This window comes from Pseudomonas sp. SB113, assembly GCF_040754745.1.
GTDB classification, from domain to species: Bacteria; Pseudomonadota; Gammaproteobacteria; order Pseudomonadales; family Pseudomonadaceae; genus Aquipseudomonas; species Aquipseudomonas grimontii.
This window is the reverse complement of sequence record NZ_JBFMHW010000026.1, coordinates 50807-67458: the sequence shown is the minus strand read 5'-3', so window position 1 is coordinate 67458 and position 16652 is coordinate 50807. Positions and strand designations below refer to the sequence as shown.

Genomic DNA, 16652 nt, shown 5'->3' with positions numbered 1-16652 from the left:
CCGCTATCGGGAGCAAGTCGAACCGCCCCCTCCACATTTGAATCCTCACAACATTCAACGCCCGCCATTGCGCTCGGCATTGCGGATCGAAATCTGCGTATTCAACGTCCAGAAGTCATACAGCACCCCCACCAGGAACAAACCACCGGTCAGCAGGTAGATCAGGCCGGTGATCCATTTGCCCTGGTACATGCGGTGCACGCCGAACACCCCCAGAAACGCCAATAGAATCCACGCCACGTTGTATTCGATAGGGCCAGCGGTAAAGCGCAGGTCCGCTTCACGGTCCATGGCCGGAATCAGGAACAGGTCGATCAGCCAGCCGATCCCCAGTAAACCTAAGGTGAAAAACCAGATCGTGCCGGTCACTGGCTTGCCGTAATAGAAACGATGGGCACCGGTAAACCCGAAAATCCAGAGCAGGTAACCGATCACCTTGCTGTGGGTGTCTTGCTGCGGACCAACCTGTTGATAGGTGTTCATGGAGTACCTCATTTGCTTCGATAGATAAATTTTTTCACTTTCTTTGTGACTTTTTTACAGGCGCCCGACGTACGGCAAATGGTATCTTCCCTCCCCTGAAAGCCTTATGCCACCTGACTTGTGTAGGACAATTGCGGCGATTCGTCGCGTTTTTCCTGATTTTGACCCCAAGGTTCAGTCGACAAACGGCCTGAGAACGACACAAAAAGCTGTTATAAAGTTGCGCGCAAACCCATAAGAGCCACGCCTGATGCGACCATTTTTAAAGACATGGCTAACCATTTGCCTATTAATGCCACTGGCCGCCCACGCCACCAATCGTGAGCAACGACTTCCGAACGTCAACGGTTTCACCCCTAAAGTCCACAGCACGCCAAGTACTGCCAAATCGGCAAAGCCGACTGTCAGCCGCCCGACTCAATTGAGCAAGGCCCACGGTAAAGCAGTTCCCGGCCTCGTGGCAGTCAACACCAAGCAAAGCAGCACCGTCCTCAGCCGCGCCGTTAACGTGCTCGGTACACCTTATCGTTGGGGCGGCAGCAGCCCAAGTAAAGGGTTCGACTGCAGTGGCCTGGTGAAATATGCGTTTAACGACGTAGCCGCCGTGGATCTGCCGCGCACCTCCAACGCCATGGCCGCCGGTCACGGGCAGAAGGTTGAGCGCAAGGACCTGAAACCAGGTGACCTGCTGTTCTTCAAACTGAAGAGCCGCCAGGTGAACCACGTTGCCATCTACCTGGGCAACGACCGCTTCATCCACGCACCGCGCCGTGGCAAGTCGGTCAGTATCGACACGCTGAAAAAGCCGTTCTGGGACAAGAACTACGTGATTGCCAAGCGGGTTCTGCCGAAAGAGCAGAACACCTTGCGAGTCGTCCAGCGCTGATCTGAAGCTGGAATGCAGTAGTCAATGCGAGAGGGGGCTTGCTCCCGATAGCGGTGAATCAGTCAGCTTATCTGTACCTGACCCACTGCAATCGGGGGCAAGCCCCCTCCCACATTTGATTTTCGTGCCCGCAAGGCCTCATATGTCTGCCGGCACCCTCGCCTTCTCCCTTGCCTCTTCCCGGCTGATCACGCCCTCCGTGACCAACGCCTTCAAGCTCATATCCAATGTCTTCATGCCCAACGCGCCGCCGGTCTGAATCACCGAGACGATCTGCGCCACCTTGTCTTCGCGGATCAAGTTACGAATGGCCGGCGTGCCCAGCATGATTTCATGGGCCGCCACCCGCCCGCCGCCAACCTTCTTTACCAGCACCTGCGACACCACCGCCTGCAACGACTCCGACAGCATCGAGCGGACCATGGCCTTTTCCCCCGCCGGGAACACGTCCACCAGCCTGTCCACGGTCTTTGCCGCCGAGGTGGTGTGCAGGGTGCCAAATACCAGATGCCCGGTCTCAGCCGCCGTCAGGGCCAGGTGGATGGTTTCCAAATCACGCAGTTCGCCCACCAGAATCACGTCAGGGTCTTCACGCAGCGCCGAGCGCAAGGCCAGCGAGAAACTATGGGTGTCGCGGTGCACCTGGCGCTGGTTGATCAGGGCGATTTTCGGCGTGTGGATAAATTCGATGGGGTCTTCCAGCGTGAGGATGTGCTGGCGCCGATGCTGATTGAGGTAATCGATCATCGCCGCCAGGGTGGTGGACTTGCCGGAGCCGGTAGGGCCCGTCACCAGCACCAGGCCGCGCGGAAGCTGGGCAATACGCCGGAATACCTCCCCCAAACCGAGGTTTTCCAGGCTCTGGACCTCGGCCGGGATGGTGCGAAACACCGCCCCCATGCCGCGATCCTGCTGAAACACGTTCGCCCGGAACCGCGCCACGCCCGGCAACTCGAAGGCAAAATCCGTTTCAAGAGATGTTTCGAAATCCTTTGGTTGATAGCGGTTGAGCAACGGGCTCAATAAATCCGCCACTTGCGGGGGTGAAAGCACCGGCCAATCCAACGGCCAGACCTCACCATCAATGCGCAGCATGGGTGCCACACCGGCCGACAGATGCAGGTCGGAGGCGCCCCGGCGCACGCTGGTCACCAGCAATTCAGTGATATCCATAGGGCTTTCCATTTCCAGTAGAATGCCGCGGACTCCATATCCACGGGCGCATCTTGAATGTCGACGATAGCAGACAATATCGGCCAGGTTAGCCAGCGCATCCGCGCCGCAGCCGACGCCGTGCAACGTGACGCAAACAGCATCCACCTGCTGGCCGTGAGCAAGACCAAACCCGCCCAAGCCGTGCGCGAAGCCTATGCCGCCGGGATGCGTGATTTTGGCGAAAACTATCTGCAGGAAGCCCTGGGTAAACAGGCCGAATTAACCGACCTGCCCTTGAGTTGGCACTTCATCGGCCCCATTCAATCGAACAAGACTCGCGCGATCGCCGAGAATTTCGCTTGGGTGCATTCCGTGGACCGTCTCAAAATCGCACAACGCCTGTCCGAACAACGCCCGGCCGAGCTGCCACCGCTGAATATCTGCATCCAGGTCAATGTCAGTGGCGAAGCCAGCAAGTCCGGCTGCACGCCCGCCGACCTGCCGGCCCTGGCCAACGCGATCAGCGCCCTGCCGCGCTTGAGGCTGCGGGGCTTGATGGCGATTCCTGAGCCGACGGAAGATCGGCCCGAACAAGACGCAGCATTCGCCCGCGTGCGCGACCTGCAAAACAGCCTGAACCTGCCACTCGACACACTTTCCATGGGCATGAGCCACGACCTTGAGTCGGCCATCGCCCAAGGCGCCACCTGGGTGCGGATCGGTACCGCCCTGTTTGGCGCCCGCGACTACGGCCAGCCATGAAATGGCTGACTTCCCTCTGAGTAAGGACCTGTCATGAGCAACACGCGTATTGCCTTTATCGGCGCCGGAAACATGGCGGCCAGCCTGATCGGTGGCCTGCGGGCCAAGGGCCTGGACGCCGCGCAGATCCGCGCCAGCGACCCGGGCGCCGAGACCCGTGCCCGCGTCAGCGCCGAGCACGGTATCGAAACCTTCGCTGACAACGCCGAGGCCATCCACGGCGTCGATGTGATCGTGCTGGCGGTCAAGCCACAGGCCATGAAGGCCGTGTGCGAAAGCCTGCGCCCAAGCCTGCAACCGCACCAACTGGTGGTGTCGATCGCCGCCGGCATCACTTGCGCCAGCATGAACAACTGGCTCGGTGCCCAGCCGATCGTGCGCTGCATGCCCAACACCCCGGCGCTGCTGCGCCAGGGCGTGAGCGGCTTGTACGCCACCCGCGAGGTGAGTGCCGAACAACGTGACCAGGCCCAGGAACTGCTGTCCGCCGTGGGCATCGCCTTGTGGCTCGAACAGGAGCAGCAACTGGATGCGGTCACCGCCGTCTCGGGCAGCGGCCCGGCTTACTTCTTCCTGCTGATCGAGGCCATGACCGCCGCCGGCGTGAAACTGGGCCTGCCACAGGAAGTCGCTGAGCAACTGGCCGAGCAAACCGCCCTGGGCGCCGCGAAGATGGCTGTCTCCAGTGAAGTGGACGCTGCCGAGTTGCGCCGTCGCGTCACCTCCCCCGGCGGCACCACGCAGGCTGCCATCGAATCATTCCAGGCCGGGGGCTTTGAAGCCCTGGTGGAAAAAGCACTGGGTGCCGCAGCACATCGTTCGGCTGAAATGGCCGAGCAGCTGGGCAAATAGTCGTATCCCTACAAAGGAATAAATGATGCTTGGACTCAATGACGCCGTCATCTTCATCATCCAGACCTTGGGCAGCCTGTACCTGCTGATCGTGCTGATGCGTTTTATCCTGCAACTGGTGCGGGCGAACTTCTACAACCCGCTGTGCCAATTCGTGGTGAAGGCCACCCAACCGCTGCTCAAGCCCCTGCGTCGGGTGGTCCCGAGCATGTTCGGCCTGGACATGTCGTCGCTGGTGCTGGCACTGCTGCTGCAGATTCTGCTGTTCGCGCTGGTCTTGATGCTCAAGGGCTACCTGCCTTACACCGTGCTGCTGTTGCCATGGGCACTGATCGGGATTTTCTCGTTGTTTTTGAAGATCATCTTCTGGTCGATGATCATCAGTGTGATCCTGTCCTGGGTCGCGCCGGGTAGCCGCAGCCCAGGTGCCGAGCTGGTGTCCCAGATCACCGAGCCGGTGCTCGCGCCGTTCCGCCGCTGGGTCCCCAACCTGGGCGGCCTGGATATTTCGCCAATCTTCGCGTTTATCGCAATCCAGCTGATACAAGGCTGGGGTATTCCGTACCTGGCTGACTTCGCGAACATGCCCAAGGAACTGTTCGGGCTGATCTGATAGGCGGAGCAAATGCAGGAGGGGCGGGCCGACGATTCGACTTGCTCCCTCCCACATTTGGCCTTCGCTTGCCGCTGGGTGCATCGGTCTTTAGACTTACGCCTCATTTAAACGAGAGCAGGGTCGATGCCAACTGCCTTTCCCCCCGATTCTGTTGGACTGGTCGTGCCCCAAGTGGCGCACTTCAGCGAACCGCTGGCCTTGGCCTGTGGTCGTTCGCTGCCTGCCTATGACCTGATTTATGAAACTTATGGCCAACTGAACGCCACGGCGAGCAACGCCGTGCTGATCTGCCACGCCCTCTCCGGCCATCATCACGCCGCTGGTTTCCACAGCGTTGACGAGCGCAAGCCTGGCTGGTGGGACAGTTGCATCGGCCCCGGCAAGCCCATCGACACCAACAAGTTCTTTGTGGTCAGCCTGAACAACCTCGGCGGCTGCAACGGTTCCACCGGCCCCAGCAGCCTCAACCCGGAAACCGGTAAGCCTTTCGGTGCCGACTTCCCGGTACTCACCGTGGAAGATTGGGTGCACAGCCAGGCGCGCCTCGCCGACCTGCTGGGTATCCAACAATGGGCCGCCGTGATCGGCGGCAGCCTGGGCGGCATGCAGGCCCTGCAATGGACCATCACTTACCCGGATCGTGTGCGCCATTGCCTGGCCATCGCCTCGGCTCCCAAATTGTCGGCGCAGAACATCGCCTTCAACGAAGTGGCGCGCCAGGCCATCCTCACCGACCCCGAGTTCCACGGCGGTTCGTTCCAGGAAGCCGGTGTGATCCCCAAGCGCGGCTTGATGCTGGCGCGGATGGTTGGGCACATCACCTACCTGTCCGATGACTCCATGGGCGAGAAATTCGGCCGTGGCCTCAAGAGCGAGAAGCTCAACTACGACTTCCACAGCGTCGAGTTCCAGGTGGAAAGCTACCTGCGTTACCAGGGCGAGGAGTTCTCCGGGCGTTTCGACGCCAACACCTACCTGCTGATGACCAAGGCCCTGGACTACTTCGACCCGGCAGCCAACCACGACGACGACCTGGCGAAAACCTTCGAAGGCGCCACGGCCAAGTTCTGCGTCATGTCATTCACCACCGACTGGCGCTTCTCGCCAGCCCGCTCCCGAGAGCTGGTGGATGCCCTGATGGCTGCGAAAAAAGACGTCTGCTACCTGGAGATCGATGCTCCGCAAGGCCACGACGCCTTCCTGATCCCGATCCCGCGCTACCTGCAAGCGTTCAGCAACTACATGAACCGGATTACTTTGTGAGAACGCCATGAGAGCCGACCTGGACATCATCCAAGACTGGATCCCCGCCGGCAGCCGCGTGCTCGACCTGGGCTGCGGCGATGGCGAACTGCTGAGCTGGCTGCGGGACAACAAGCAAGTTACCGGCTACGGCCTGGAAAACGACCCGGACAACATCGCCCAGTGCGTGGCCAAGGGCATCAACGTGATCGAGCAGGACCTGGACAAGGGCCTGGGCAACTTTGCCAGCAACAGCTTCGACATCGTGGTGATGACCCAGGCCCTGCAAGCGGTGCACTACCCGGACCGCATCCTCGACGAAATGCTGCGCGTGGGTCGCCAGTGCATCATCACCTTCCCCAACTTCGGGCACTGGCGCTGCCGCTGGTACCTGGCGACCAAGGGCCGCATGCCGGTCTCGGATTTCCTGCCGTACACCTGGTACAACACCCCGAACATCCACTTCTGCACCTTCGAAGACTTCGAGGCCCTGTGTGGCGAGCGTGAAGCTAAAGTGATCAATCGCCTGGCCGTCGATCAACAGCACCGTCACGGCTGGGCGAGCAAGCTATGGCCCAATCTGTTGGGCGAAATTGGTATTTATCGGGTCAGCAGTCCTGGCCTGACCGACCACAAAATTGCCGTCTAATCATTTTTCAGAGGGACGCTCATGAGTCGCTTGGCTATTTTTCTACTGACTGCGTGCCTGGGTGCCAACGCCATGGCCGCCGACGCTATCGACAGTAAGCGCCAAAAAGAATTTGGCGATATTACCGTGCACTACAACACCTTCACCTCCAGCTTCCTGCAACCCGAAACAGCCCAGGCGGTTGGCGTGGTGCGCAGCAAGAACAAGGGTTTGATCAATGTGTCCGTGGTCAAGGGCGTGACGCCGGTGGCGGCGCAGGTGACCGGCACCATCAAGGACCTGAGCGGCAAGAGCGAGATTCTGACGTTCAAGCAGATCACCGAGAAAGGTGCGATCTATTACCTTGCGCCCTATAACGTGCCGCAACAGGAAGTGCGAGTCTTCACCATCAATGTCGAAGCCGGTGGTAAAGCCCATGGTTTCCAATTCAACCAGGAACTGTTTCCGGCGGAATGATGAACCTTACTCAACTCGTACTGGCCAGCCATAACGCCGGCAAGCTCAAAGAACTCCAGGCCATGCTCGGCGACTCCGTGCAACTGCGCTCGATCGGCGAGTTCAGCCAGGTGGAACCGGAAGAGACCGGCCTGTCGTTCGTCGAGAACGCCATCCTCAAGGCGCGCAATGCCGCACGCATTTCGGGTCTTCCGGCGCTGGCGGACGACTCTGGCCTGGCGGTGGACTTCCTCGGCGGCGCCCCGGGCATCTACTCGGCGCGTTATGCCGATGGCAAGGGCGACGCGGCCAACAACGCCAAGCTGCTGGACGCCCTCAGGGACGTGCCGGACGCGATGCGTGGCGCGCAGTTCGTCTGCGTGCTGGCCTTGGTGCGGCATGCCGATGACCCGCTGCCGATCCTCTGCGAAGGCCTGTGGCACGGGCGCATCCTGCACGCCGCCAGCGGCGACCACGGTTTTGGCTATGACCCGCTGTTCTGGGTGCCGGAGCGCAATGTCTCCAGCGCCGAATTGAGCCCGGCCGACAAGAACCAGATCAGCCACCGCGCCCGCGCAATGGATTTGCTGCGCCAGCGTCTGGGCTTGAAATGACCCAGAACACCTCCGCGCAGCCACTGATCCACGGTGGCGCGCAAACACCTCGGGCGGCCTTGCCGGTGCTGCCGCCCCTGGCGCTGTATATCCACATCCCGTGGTGCGTGCGCAAATGCCCGTACTGCGACTTCAACTCCCACACCGCCAGCAAGGTGCTGCCGGAAGAAGAGTATGTCGACGCCTTGCTGGCCGACCTCGATCAGGACCTGCACGCCGTGTATGGGCGCGAACTGAGTTCGATCTTCTTCGGCGGCGGCACGCCAAGCCTGTTCAGCGCCTCGGCGTTGGGCCGATTGCTCACAGGCGTGGAAGCACGCATCCCGTTTGCCGGCGACATCGAAATCACCCTGGAAGCCAACCCCGGCACGTTCGAGCAAGAGAAGTTCGTCGCTTACCGCAAGCTGGGAATCAACCGGCTGTCCATCGGCATCCAGAGCTTCCAGCAGGAAAAGCTCCAGGCCCTGGGCCGCATCCACAACGGCGACGAAGCCGTACGCGCTGCCGGGATGGCGCGCCAGGCCGGGTTCGACAACTTCAACCTGGACCTGATGCACGGTTTGCCCGATCAGTCCCTGGACGATGCGTTGAGCGACCTGCGCCAGGCCATCGCGCTGAAGCCGACGCACCTGTCCTGGTACCAACTGACACTGGAACCCAACACCGTGTTCTGGAACCAGCCACCCGCGCTGCCGGAAGACGACACCCTGTGGGACATCCAGGAAGCTGGCCAGGCGCTGCTGGCCGAACACGGTTACGCGCAATATGAAGTGTCGGCCTACGCCCAACCCGGGCGCCCGGCGCGGCATAACCTCAACTACTGGAGCTTTGGCGACTTTATCGGCATCGGCGCCGGCGCCCACGGCAAGCTCAGCCACCCCGACGGGCGTATTGTGCGCACCTGGAAGACCCGCGCACCGAAGGACTACCTCAACCCGACCAAAAGCTTCCAGGCCGGGGCGAAGGAACTGACCAACGAAGAACTGCCGTTCGAGTTCCTGATGAACGCCCTGCGCCTCACCGAGGGCGTCGACGCCACGCTCTACGCCGAGCGCACCGGCCTCGACCTGGCGAGCCTCGACGAGGCGCGTCGCGAGGCAGAACAAAGTGGCTTAATGCAGGTCGAACCGTCACGCCTTGCGGCGACCGACCGCGGGCAACTCTTTCTCAATGACCTGTTGCAGAAGTTTTTGAGCTGACGCTCTAAGGAAATCGAATGGATTTGGTACTCGACCTGCTCGCCACCGTATCCCGCTGGAGCCGCAGCAACCTGTCGGAAATATCCCTGGCCCTTGTGGGCTGTTTACTGGTGCTGTTTGGTGCCGACATCAAGGGCTGGGTCGAAGCCCGCCTGGGCAGCGTTGCCGGCGCGTTGCGCGTACCGTTGATGGCCCTGCTGTGCATGATCGGCAGCGGCGCCGCGTTGATCTACGCCACGCCATGGATTGTGCGGGGGTTGAGCCAGTTCAATAACTACAGCCTGGCACCGGTGTTGGTGGTGGTGCTGGTGTTGATTGGCGTCGTGGCCGACCGCCGCTGACCTCAAATCCAACACAAAACAACTGTGGGAGGGGGCTTGCCCCCGATAGCTGAAGGTCAGTCGACATCAAAGTGACTGATCCACCGCTATCGGGGGCAAGCCCCCTCCCACATTGAATTGCCTTTCAAGTCAGTGGCGAGTTACGCCAGCTTCTCGAACTTCAAATCCCACACCCCATGCCCCAACCGCTCGCCGCGACGCTCGAACTTGGTGATCGGGCGTTCGGCCGGGCGTGGTACGCATTTACCGTCTTGCGCCAGGTTGCGGTAGCCAGGGGCAACATCCATCACTTCCAGCATGTATTCGGCATACGGTTCCCAGTCGGTGGCCATGTGCAGGATACCGCCGACTTTCAGCTTGCTGCGCACCAGCTCCGCGAAGGAGGCCTGGACGATGCGGCGCTTGTGGTGACGGCTCTTGTGCCATGGATCGGGGAAAAACAGCATCAGGCGGTCGAGGCTGTTGTCGGCGATGCAGCGGTTGAGTACTTCGATCGCGTCGCAGTCATAGACCCGCAGGTTAGTCAGGCCTTGGGTCAGTACGCCATTGAGCAGCGCGCCAACACCTGGGCGGTGTACTTCCACGCCGATGAAGTCCTGTTCCGGCGAGGCCGCAGCCATTTCCAGCAGGGAGTGGCCCATGCCGAAACCGATTTCCAGGGAACGCGGGGCCGAACGGCCGAACACCTGGTCATAGTCCACCGGCGCATCGGCCAGGGGCAGGACGAACAGCGGCGTGCCTTGGTCCAGGCCCTTTTGCTGGCCTTCGGTCATGCGACCGGCGCGCATCACAAAACTCTTGATGCGGCGGTGCTTGGACTCGTCGCCCTCTTCCACGGTGTTCGGCGTTTCGTTTGATTCAGTCATCAATAGCTCTTACTTGATCAGACCATCCAGCGGCGAGGAGGCGCTGGCGTATAGTTTTTTCGGCATGCGCCCGGCGAGGTAGGCCAGGCGGCCGGCGACGATGGCGTGTTTCATGGCTTCGGCCATCATGATCGGTTGCTGGGCGTGGGCGATGGCCGAGTTCATCAGCACCGCGTCGCAGCCCAGTTCCATGGCGATGGTGGCGTCGGAAGCGGTACCGACACCGGCGTCCACCAATACCGGGATCTTGGCTTCTTCGAGGATGATCTGCAGGTTGTAAGGATTGCAGATGCCCAACCCGGAACCGATCAGACCGGCCAGCGGCATCACGGCGATACAGCCGATTTCGGCCAGTTGGCGGGCGATGATCGGGTCATCGCTGGTGTAGACCATCACGTCGAAACCTTCCTTGACCAGCGTTTCAGCGGCCTTGAGGGTTTCGATCACATTGGGGAACAGGGTTTTCTGGTCGGCCAGCACTTCCAGCTTCACCAGGTTGTGGCCGTCGAGCAGTTCACGGGCCAGGCGGCAGGTGCGCACGGCTTCGATGGCGTCGTAGCAACCGGCGGTGTTCGGCAGGAAGGTGTAGCGATCCGGCGACAGCACTTCGAGCAGGTTCGGCTCGCCTTCGATCTGGCCGAGGTTGGTGCGGCGCACGGCGAAGGTCACGATCTCGGCGCCCGAGGCTTCGATGGCCAGGCGGGTTTCTTCCATGTCGCGGTACTTGCCGGTGCCGACCAGCAAACGGGACTGGTAGGTACGACCGGCCAGGACGAAGGGCTTGTCGCTACGAACGATGCTCATGGGAAATCCTCGAAATGGGGTGAGGTTCTGCAGAATCCGGGGCTACATAAACAAACGCGCGGGACTAGCCGCCGCCGATGGCGTGGACCACTTCGACCTGGTCACCCTCGGTGAGCGCGGTCTCGGCATGCAGGCTACGCGGGACGATATCCAGGTTGAGTTCCACTGCAACGCGACGCCCGGTCAGGTCCAGGCGGGTCAGCAGGGCCGCAACGGTTTCACCGTCGGGCAGTTCAAGGGATTCGCCGTTCAACTGAATGCGCATGCCACGGGCCGCCATCGTTTTTAGGGGCCAGCATTCTAGCGCGATTGGGACCTGAAGGTCAGCTCCAAGCGTTAAGCGGTCAGCTGCAAGCGCCAGGCGGCGAGCCCCAGGAAGAACCAGCCCAACAGGAACGCCAACCCGCCGAAGGGCGTAATGATGCCGAGTTTGCTGATACCCGTGGTGGTCAGCACGTACAGGCTGCCGGAGAACAACAGGATACCGACGACAAAGGACACACCCGCCCACGTCACCAGGCGACCCGGAATATGCGCCAGCAGCAGCGCCACGCCGAACAACGCCAGGGTATGCACCAACTGATAGGTCACGCCGGTATGAAAGATTGCCAGGTACTCGGCGCTCAGGCGGTTTTTCAGGCCATGGGCGGCGAAGGCACCGAGGGCGACACCGGTGAAGCCGAAAAAGGCAGCCAGCATCAGAAAGCTACGCAGCATGAGGAACTCCAGTCAGACTCAGTGGACAGGGTCTGTATAATGGCCCGCTCAACGGGTTCGGCCAAGCCATCTCTATGCTGCGTCTCCTCTTCAAACGCTTTCTCAAGGTCGTGAAATGGTTTGCCATCGGCAGTGTCTTGCTGGTGCTGCTGTTTCGTGTCGTCCCACCGCCCTTCACCGCGCTGATGGTGGAACGCAAGATCGAATCCTGGTTCGACGGCGAACCCATTGACCTGCAACGCACCTGGCTGCCTTGGGACGAAATCTCCGACGACCTGAAAGTGGCGGTGATGGCCGGTGAAGACCAGCGTTTCCCGCAGCATTGGGGCTTTGATTTCGGCGCAATCCAGGCAGCGCTCCTGCACAACGAACGCGGCGGCTCGATCCGTGGCGCGAGCACGCTGAGCCAGCAGGTGTCGAAAAACCTATTCCTGTGGGCGGGTCGCAGTTATTTGCGCAAAGGTCTGGAGGCTTGGTTTACCGGGCTGATCGAGGTGCTGTGGCCCAAGCAGCGGATTCTCGAGGTGTACCTCAACAGCGTCGAGTGGGATGAAGGCGTGTTTGGCGCGGAAGCGGCGGCGCGACATCACTTTGGCGTGAGTGCCAAGGGACTGTCCCGGCAGCAGGCCAGCTATCTGGCGGCGGTGTTGCCTAATCCACGGGTATGGAGTGCCAGCCATCCGACGGCCTATGTGGCGCGGCGGGCGGCGTGGATTCGCCAGCAGATGAGCCAGCTGGGCGGGGATGGTTATCTGGTGGAACTGAACAACTCCCGTAAAGCGCCTTGGGCCGACTGATACAACACAAAAACAAATGTGGGAGGGGGCTTGCTCCCGATAGCAGAATGTCAGTCGACATCAAAGTGACTGATCCAGCGCTATCGGGGGCAAGTCGAATCGTCGCACCGCCCCTCCCACATGTTTAAGCGGCGATCGACAACTTCAGCTTGTTCATCGCGCTTTTCTCAAGCTGACGAATCCGCTCGGCCGACACGTTGTACTTCTGCGCCAGGTCGTGCAGCGTGGCTTTTTCTTCCGCCAGCCAACGCTGGTAGAGGATGTCACGGCTGCGGTCGTCCAGCACTTCCAGCGCTTCGTGCAGGTTGTGGTTGGAGTTGTCGCTCCAGTCGGCGTCTTCCAGTTGACGCGCCGGGTCGTACCGGTGGTCTTCCAGGTAGTTGGCCGGCGATTGGAAGGCGCTGTCGTCGTCCGCTTCGGCGGCCGGGTCGAAGGCCATGTCATGGCCGGTCAGGCGGCTTTCCATCTCGCGCACTTCACGCGGCTCCACGCCGAGGCTTTCGGCCACGCGGTGGACTTCCTCGTTGTTCAGCCACGCCAGGCGTTTTTTCTGGCTGCGCAGGTTGAAGAACAGCTTGCGCTGGGCCTTGGTGGTCGCGACTTTCACGATGCGCCAGTTGCGCAGGATGAACTCGTGGATTTCCGCCTTGATCCAGTGCACGGCAAACGACACCAGGCGCACGCCCATCTCAGGGTTGAAGCGCTTTACAGCCTTCATCAGGCCGACGTTGCCTTCCTGGATCAGGTCAGCCTGGGCCAAGCCGTAGCCGCTATAGCTACGGGCGATATGTACGACAAAACGCAGGTGGGCGAGCACCATCTGCCGAGCCGCCCCCAAATCCTGCTCATAGTAGAGACTCTCGGCCAGTTCACGCTCCTGCTCGGGCGTCAGCAATGGAATGCTGTTGACCGTGTGCACATAGGCTTCCAGGTTCGCACCCGGGACCAAGGCATAAGCAGGTTGCAAAGAAGTGGTCATACGAAAAAACCTCCGACTCACATAACTCGTGCAGTTCAGCACTGCGAAAATTGACCGGGAACCGTAGGACAAGTTCCCTAAACCACTGATACGGTCAATACAAACGAAACCACATTAATCTGACATTAACTACTTCGGTGCCAGCTCACGTAAATGCCGTGCGACCGCAATCCAGGCACCGATATAACCCAACAATACCGCGCCAAGCAAGAGCGACAGACCATCGGCAACCGGCACCCCGGCCAAGGCGAAATCGCTGCCGTACAAGCCGGCAAGCCCAACGACTGCGTCGTTCAGCCAGTTCAAGCCAAACGCCAGTACGCCCCAGGACAAAATCCCCGCACCCAAGCCATAAAGCGCGCCCATGTACAGAAAAGGCCGACGCACATAGCTGTCCGTGCCGCCGACCAGTTTAATCACTTCTATCTCGGTGCGGCGGTTTTCAATATGAAGACGAATGGTATTACCTATCACCAAAAGTAATGCAGACACCAACAGCACCGTCAGGCCAAACACAAACCGGTCGCCCAGCTTGAGAATTGCCGCGAGGCGCTCCACCCAGACTAGATCAAGTTGCGCCTGTTGCACCTTCGGCATCTCTGCGAGTTTTTGTCGCAGGGCTTCAAGGGCCGGCTTGTCGACTTCATTCGGCGTCACCAGCACCACGCCCGGCAGTGGGTTCTGCGGCAGCTCTTTAAGCGCCTCGCCCAGGCCGGACTGCTGCTGGAACTCCTCAAGGGCCTGGTCGCGGCTGACGTACTCGGCGTCCGCCACACCTGGCATATTCTTGATCTCGTCGCGCAGCGCTTCACCGTCCTTGGTGCTGGCGTCCAGGTTCAGGTACAGCGAAATCTGTGCCGCACGCTGCCAGGAACCACCCAGGCGCTCGACATTATTAAGCAGCAGCGACAAACCCATCGGCAGGCTCAGGGCCACCGCCATCACCAGGCAGGTAAAAAAGCTGCCGATCGGCTGCTTGCCCAGGCGACGCAGGCTGTCCAGCAGGCTGGCGCGATGGCTTTCGATCCAGGCGCGCAGCAGGGTGCTGAAGTCCGGGCCGTCATCGTCGTCGTGTTTTTTCTTTTTCGGCTGCGGATCAGCCGGTTTCGGCGCCACGCGCTCGGAAACCTTGGGGCTACGTGTTGCACTCATACGCCAGCCTCCCCGTCACCGATCAGGCGACCGCGTTGCAGGGTCAGCATGCGATGGCGCATGCGGGCGATCAGCGCCAGGTCATGGCTGGCGATCAGTACGCTGGTGCCCAGACGATTGATGTCTTCGAATACACCCATGATCTCGGCAGCCAGGCGCGGGTCGAGGTTACCGGTGGGCTCGTCCGCCAGCAGCAAGGCCGGGCGGTGAACGATCGCGCGAGCAATGCCGACGCGCTGTTGCTGGCCGGTGGACAGGTCGCCGGGGTAGAGGTCGGTCTTGTCCGACAGCGCCACCCGCTCCAGGGCCGAATCCACGCGTTTGACGATTTCGGCCTTGGACAGCCCGAGAATCTGCAACGGCAGCGCAATGTTGTTGAACACCGTGCGATCGAACAGCAATTGGTGGTTCTGGAACACTACACCGATCTGGCGGCGCAGGAACGGGATCTGCGCATTGCTGATGGTGGCCAAGTCCTGCCCCGCCAGCAGCAATTTGCCAGTAGTCGGGCGTTCCATGGCCAGCAGCAGGCGCAACAGCGTACTTTTGCCGGCCCCCGAGTGACCGGTGACAAACAAGAACTCGCCGCGACGCACTCGAAAGCTCAGCTCATGCAAGCCGACATGCCCGTTGGCATAGCGTTTACCGACCTGTTCGAATCGAATCATGAACGCTCCCGCTCGGCAAACAGTGCCTGTACAAAGGGTTCGGCTTCAAAGGTGCGCAGGTCGTCGATGCCTTCACCGACGCCGATATAACGAATCGGCAACCCGAACTGCTTGGCCAGGGCGAAGATCACACCGCCTTTGGCCGTGCCGTCGAGCTTAGTCAAGGCCAGGCCGGTCAGTTGCACCGTCTGGTTGAATTGTTTGGCCTGGCTGATGGCGTTCTGGCCAGTACCGGCGTCCAGCACCAGCAGCACTTCGTGCGGGGCGTCTGCGTCAAGCTTGCCGATCACGCGGCGGACTTTCTTCAGCTCTTCCATCAGGTTGTCTTTGGTGTGCAGGCGACCGGCGGTATCCGCGATCAGCACGTCAATGTTACGAGCCTTGGCGGCCTGCACGGCGTCGAAGATCACCGAGGCGGAATCGGCACCGGTGTGCTGGGCGATGACCGGGATCTTGTTGCGCTCACCCCAGACCTGCAATTGCTCGACGGCAGCGGCGCGGAAGGTGTCGCCGGCGGCGAGCATGACTTTCTTGCCTTCCGATTGCAGCTTCTTGGCCAATTTGCCGATGGTGGTGGTCTTGCCGGCGCCGTTGACGCCCACGACCAGGATCACGAACGGCTTGTTCGGGGTGATCACCAGCGGTGCTTCCACGGGTTTGAGCATCGCAGCCAGCTCGGCCTGCAAGGATTTGTACAGCGCGTCGGCATCGGTCAACTGCTTGCGCGCGACCTTCTGGGTCAGGCTCTGGATGATCACAGCGGTGGCTTCGACGCCCACGTCAGCGGTCAGCAAACGGGTTTCGATGTCTTCCAGCAGCTCATCGTCGATCACCTTCTTGCCCAGGAACAGGCTGGCCATGCCTTCGCCGATGCTGGCGCTGGTCTTGCTCAGGCCTTGCTTGAGGCGGGCGAAGAAGCCGGTTTTGTTGGTTTCGGCGGATACAGCGGCAGGTTCTGGTTCAATAACAGCGGGAGCAGGTACTTCGACGACCGGCGGCGCTTCAACCACAGTTGCCGCAGGTTCAATCACCGCAGGAATCGGCGGCGCCACATGCTCAGCCTGCACATCCTCAACCAAGGCCACTGGCTCTTCGGCCACAGGTAACTCAAGCCACGGCTTGTGCTCTGGCTCTGGTTCCGGCGCGGCCTCAACCACCGGCTGCAACACCGGTTCAGCCATCGGCAACACGACCGGCGCCGGCGCTTCGACTACCGGTTCGGCTTCTACTATAGGATCGGGGATCGGCTCAGCTTGAACCTGTGACTGTTCAGCGGCGGTTTCCTGCGGCTTTTTGCGCAGCCATCCGAACAGGCCTTTCTTCTCGCCAGCCGCAGCTGGGGTCTTCTTGTCGTCGTTGGAACCAAACATGGAGACGGCTATCTCAAGGTAGCGACGCGCCGAGGGGCACATCGGTAAATAAAATTCGATGCGTA

At 60.8% G+C, this 16652-nt stretch carries 21 protein-coding genes; 11 read left to right on the top strand and 10 right to left on the bottom strand.

Annotation, left to right across the window (positions count from 1 at the left end):
* Positions 1 to 54: 54 nt before the first annotated feature.
* A complete protein-coding gene (locus AB1462_RS26305; protein WP_065938121.1) occupies positions 55 to 483 on the bottom strand; it encodes a TM2 domain-containing protein in 429 nt (142 codons plus the stop codon).
* 250 nt (positions 484 to 733) lie between these two features.
* Here AB1462_RS26305 and AB1462_RS26300 point away from each other — a divergent pair, with 250 nt between their 5' ends.
* Positions 734 to 1369 carry a C40 family peptidase gene (locus AB1462_RS26300; RefSeq protein WP_259191790.1) on the top strand — a complete coding sequence of 212 codons (636 nt, stop codon included), beginning with the start codon at positions 734 to 736 and terminating at the stop codon, positions 1367 to 1369.
* Positions 1370 to 1507: 138 nt separating this feature from the next.
* On the opposite strand, the gene AB1462_RS26295 is transcribed toward AB1462_RS26300, so the two are convergent.
* A complete protein-coding gene (locus AB1462_RS26295) occupies positions 1508 to 2542 on the bottom strand; it encodes a type IV pilus twitching motility protein PilT (RefSeq protein ID WP_090401655.1) in 1035 nt (344 codons plus the stop codon).
* Between the two features lie 57 nt (positions 2543 to 2599).
* Between AB1462_RS26295 and AB1462_RS26290 the strand changes: the two genes are divergently transcribed.
* The 9 genes from AB1462_RS26290 to AB1462_RS26250 all read left to right on the top strand — a co-directional run bounded on the left by AB1462_RS26290 (position 2600) and on the right by AB1462_RS26250 (position 9234).
* Positions 2600 to 3286: a YggS family pyridoxal phosphate-dependent enzyme gene (locus AB1462_RS26290; RefSeq protein WP_367248330.1), complete on the top strand. Its 687-nt coding sequence runs from the start codon at positions 2600 to 2602 to the stop codon at positions 3284 to 3286.
* Between the two features lie 33 nt (positions 3287 to 3319).
* Positions 3320 to 4138: a pyrroline-5-carboxylate reductase gene (gene proC / locus AB1462_RS26285; RefSeq protein ID WP_259191788.1), complete on the top strand. Its 819-nt coding sequence runs from the start codon at positions 3320 to 3322 to the stop codon at positions 4136 to 4138.
* Between the two features lie 25 nt (positions 4139 to 4163).
* The gene (locus tag AB1462_RS26280) at positions 4164 to 4751 is read left to right on the top strand and encodes a YggT family protein (RefSeq protein WP_027606093.1); all 588 of its coding nucleotides are present in this window, start codon (positions 4164 to 4166) and stop codon (positions 4749 to 4751) included.
* Between the two features lie 126 nt (positions 4752 to 4877).
* The gene (locus AB1462_RS26275) at positions 4878 to 6017 is read left to right on the top strand and encodes a homoserine O-acetyltransferase (protein WP_090401652.1); all 1140 of its coding nucleotides are present in this window, start codon (positions 4878 to 4880) and stop codon (positions 6015 to 6017) included.
* Positions 6018 to 6024: 7 nt separating this feature from the next.
* Positions 6025 to 6645 (top strand): methionine biosynthesis protein MetW, encoded by a 621-nt coding sequence (metW, locus tag AB1462_RS26270; RefSeq protein WP_017735309.1) that lies wholly within the window; start codon positions 6025 to 6027, stop codon positions 6643 to 6645.
* Positions 6646 to 6666: 21 nt separating this feature from the next.
* Positions 6667 to 7101, top strand: coding sequence for a DUF4426 domain-containing protein (locus AB1462_RS26265; RefSeq protein ID WP_090401651.1), 435 nt, complete (start codon positions 6667 to 6669; stop codon positions 7099 to 7101).
* Positions 7098 to 7694, top strand: coding sequence for an RdgB/HAM1 family non-canonical purine NTP pyrophosphatase (gene rdgB, locus AB1462_RS26260; protein WP_090401650.1), 597 nt, complete (start codon positions 7098 to 7100; stop codon positions 7692 to 7694). Before AB1462_RS26265 ends, rdgB begins: the two co-directional genes overlap by 4 nt.
* Positions 7691 to 8893 (top strand): radical SAM family heme chaperone HemW, encoded by a 1203-nt coding sequence (gene hemW, locus AB1462_RS26255; protein WP_367248326.1) that lies wholly within the window; start codon positions 7691 to 7693, stop codon positions 8891 to 8893. Before rdgB ends, hemW begins: the two co-directional genes overlap by 4 nt.
* Before the next feature lie 17 nt (positions 8894 to 8910).
* Positions 8911 to 9234 (top strand): DUF3392 domain-containing protein, encoded by a 324-nt coding sequence (locus tag AB1462_RS26250; RefSeq protein ID WP_010207241.1) that lies wholly within the window; start codon positions 8911 to 8913, stop codon positions 9232 to 9234.
* Between the two features lie 140 nt (positions 9235 to 9374).
* On the opposite strand, the gene trmB is transcribed toward AB1462_RS26250, so the two are convergent.
* The 4 genes from trmB to AB1462_RS26230 form a co-directional block, all read right to left on the bottom strand.
* Positions 9375 to 10100 (bottom strand): tRNA (guanosine(46)-N7)-methyltransferase TrmB, encoded by a 726-nt coding sequence (gene trmB, locus AB1462_RS26245; protein WP_259191783.1) that lies wholly within the window; start codon positions 10098 to 10100, stop codon positions 9375 to 9377.
* Positions 10101 to 10109: 9 nt separating this feature from the next.
* A complete protein-coding gene (locus AB1462_RS26240; protein WP_032884143.1) occupies positions 10110 to 10904 on the bottom strand; it encodes a thiazole synthase in 795 nt (264 codons plus the stop codon).
* 64 nt (positions 10905 to 10968) lie between these two features.
* Complete coding sequence (gene thiS, locus AB1462_RS26235; RefSeq protein WP_167361100.1) at positions 10969 to 11169, bottom strand: sulfur carrier protein ThiS; 201 nt, start codon at positions 11167 to 11169, stop codon at positions 10969 to 10971.
* Positions 11170 to 11240: 71 nt separating this feature from the next.
* On the bottom strand, positions 11241 to 11621 hold the full coding sequence (locus AB1462_RS26230) for a DUF423 domain-containing protein (RefSeq protein ID WP_090401645.1): 381 nt from the start codon (positions 11619 to 11621) through the stop codon (positions 11241 to 11243).
* A 74-nt stretch (positions 11622 to 11695) separates the two neighbouring features.
* On the opposite strand from AB1462_RS26230, the gene mtgA reads away from it, so the two are divergent.
* Entirely contained in the window at positions 11696 to 12418 is a 723-nt protein-coding gene (gene mtgA / locus AB1462_RS26225) for a monofunctional biosynthetic peptidoglycan transglycosylase (RefSeq protein ID WP_367248323.1), read from the top strand.
* A gap of 124 nt (positions 12419 to 12542) precedes the next feature.
* Here the strand turns inward: mtgA and rpoH are convergent, their stop codons facing one another.
* The 4 genes from rpoH to ftsY all read right to left on the bottom strand — a co-directional run bounded on the left by rpoH (position 12543) and on the right by ftsY (position 16587).
* Positions 12543 to 13397, bottom strand: coding sequence for an RNA polymerase sigma factor RpoH (gene rpoH, locus AB1462_RS26220; RefSeq protein WP_003176698.1), 855 nt, complete (start codon positions 13395 to 13397; stop codon positions 12543 to 12545).
* A gap of 129 nt (positions 13398 to 13526) precedes the next feature.
* Positions 13527 to 14549, bottom strand: a complete 1023-nt coding sequence (gene ftsX, locus AB1462_RS26215) for a permease-like cell division protein FtsX (RefSeq protein WP_090401643.1) — start codon at positions 14547 to 14549, stop codon at positions 13527 to 13529.
* Entirely contained in the window at positions 14546 to 15217 is a 672-nt protein-coding gene (ftsE, locus tag AB1462_RS26210) for a cell division ATP-binding protein FtsE (RefSeq protein ID WP_003213784.1), read from the bottom strand. Before ftsE ends, ftsX begins: the two co-directional genes overlap by 4 nt.
* Positions 15214 to 16587: a signal recognition particle-docking protein FtsY gene (gene ftsY, locus AB1462_RS26205; RefSeq protein WP_259191778.1), complete on the bottom strand. Its 1374-nt coding sequence runs from the start codon at positions 16585 to 16587 to the stop codon at positions 15214 to 15216. The genes ftsE and ftsY overlap by 4 nt, the downstream gene beginning before the upstream one ends.
* Between the last annotated feature and the right edge of the window lie 65 nt (positions 16588 to 16652).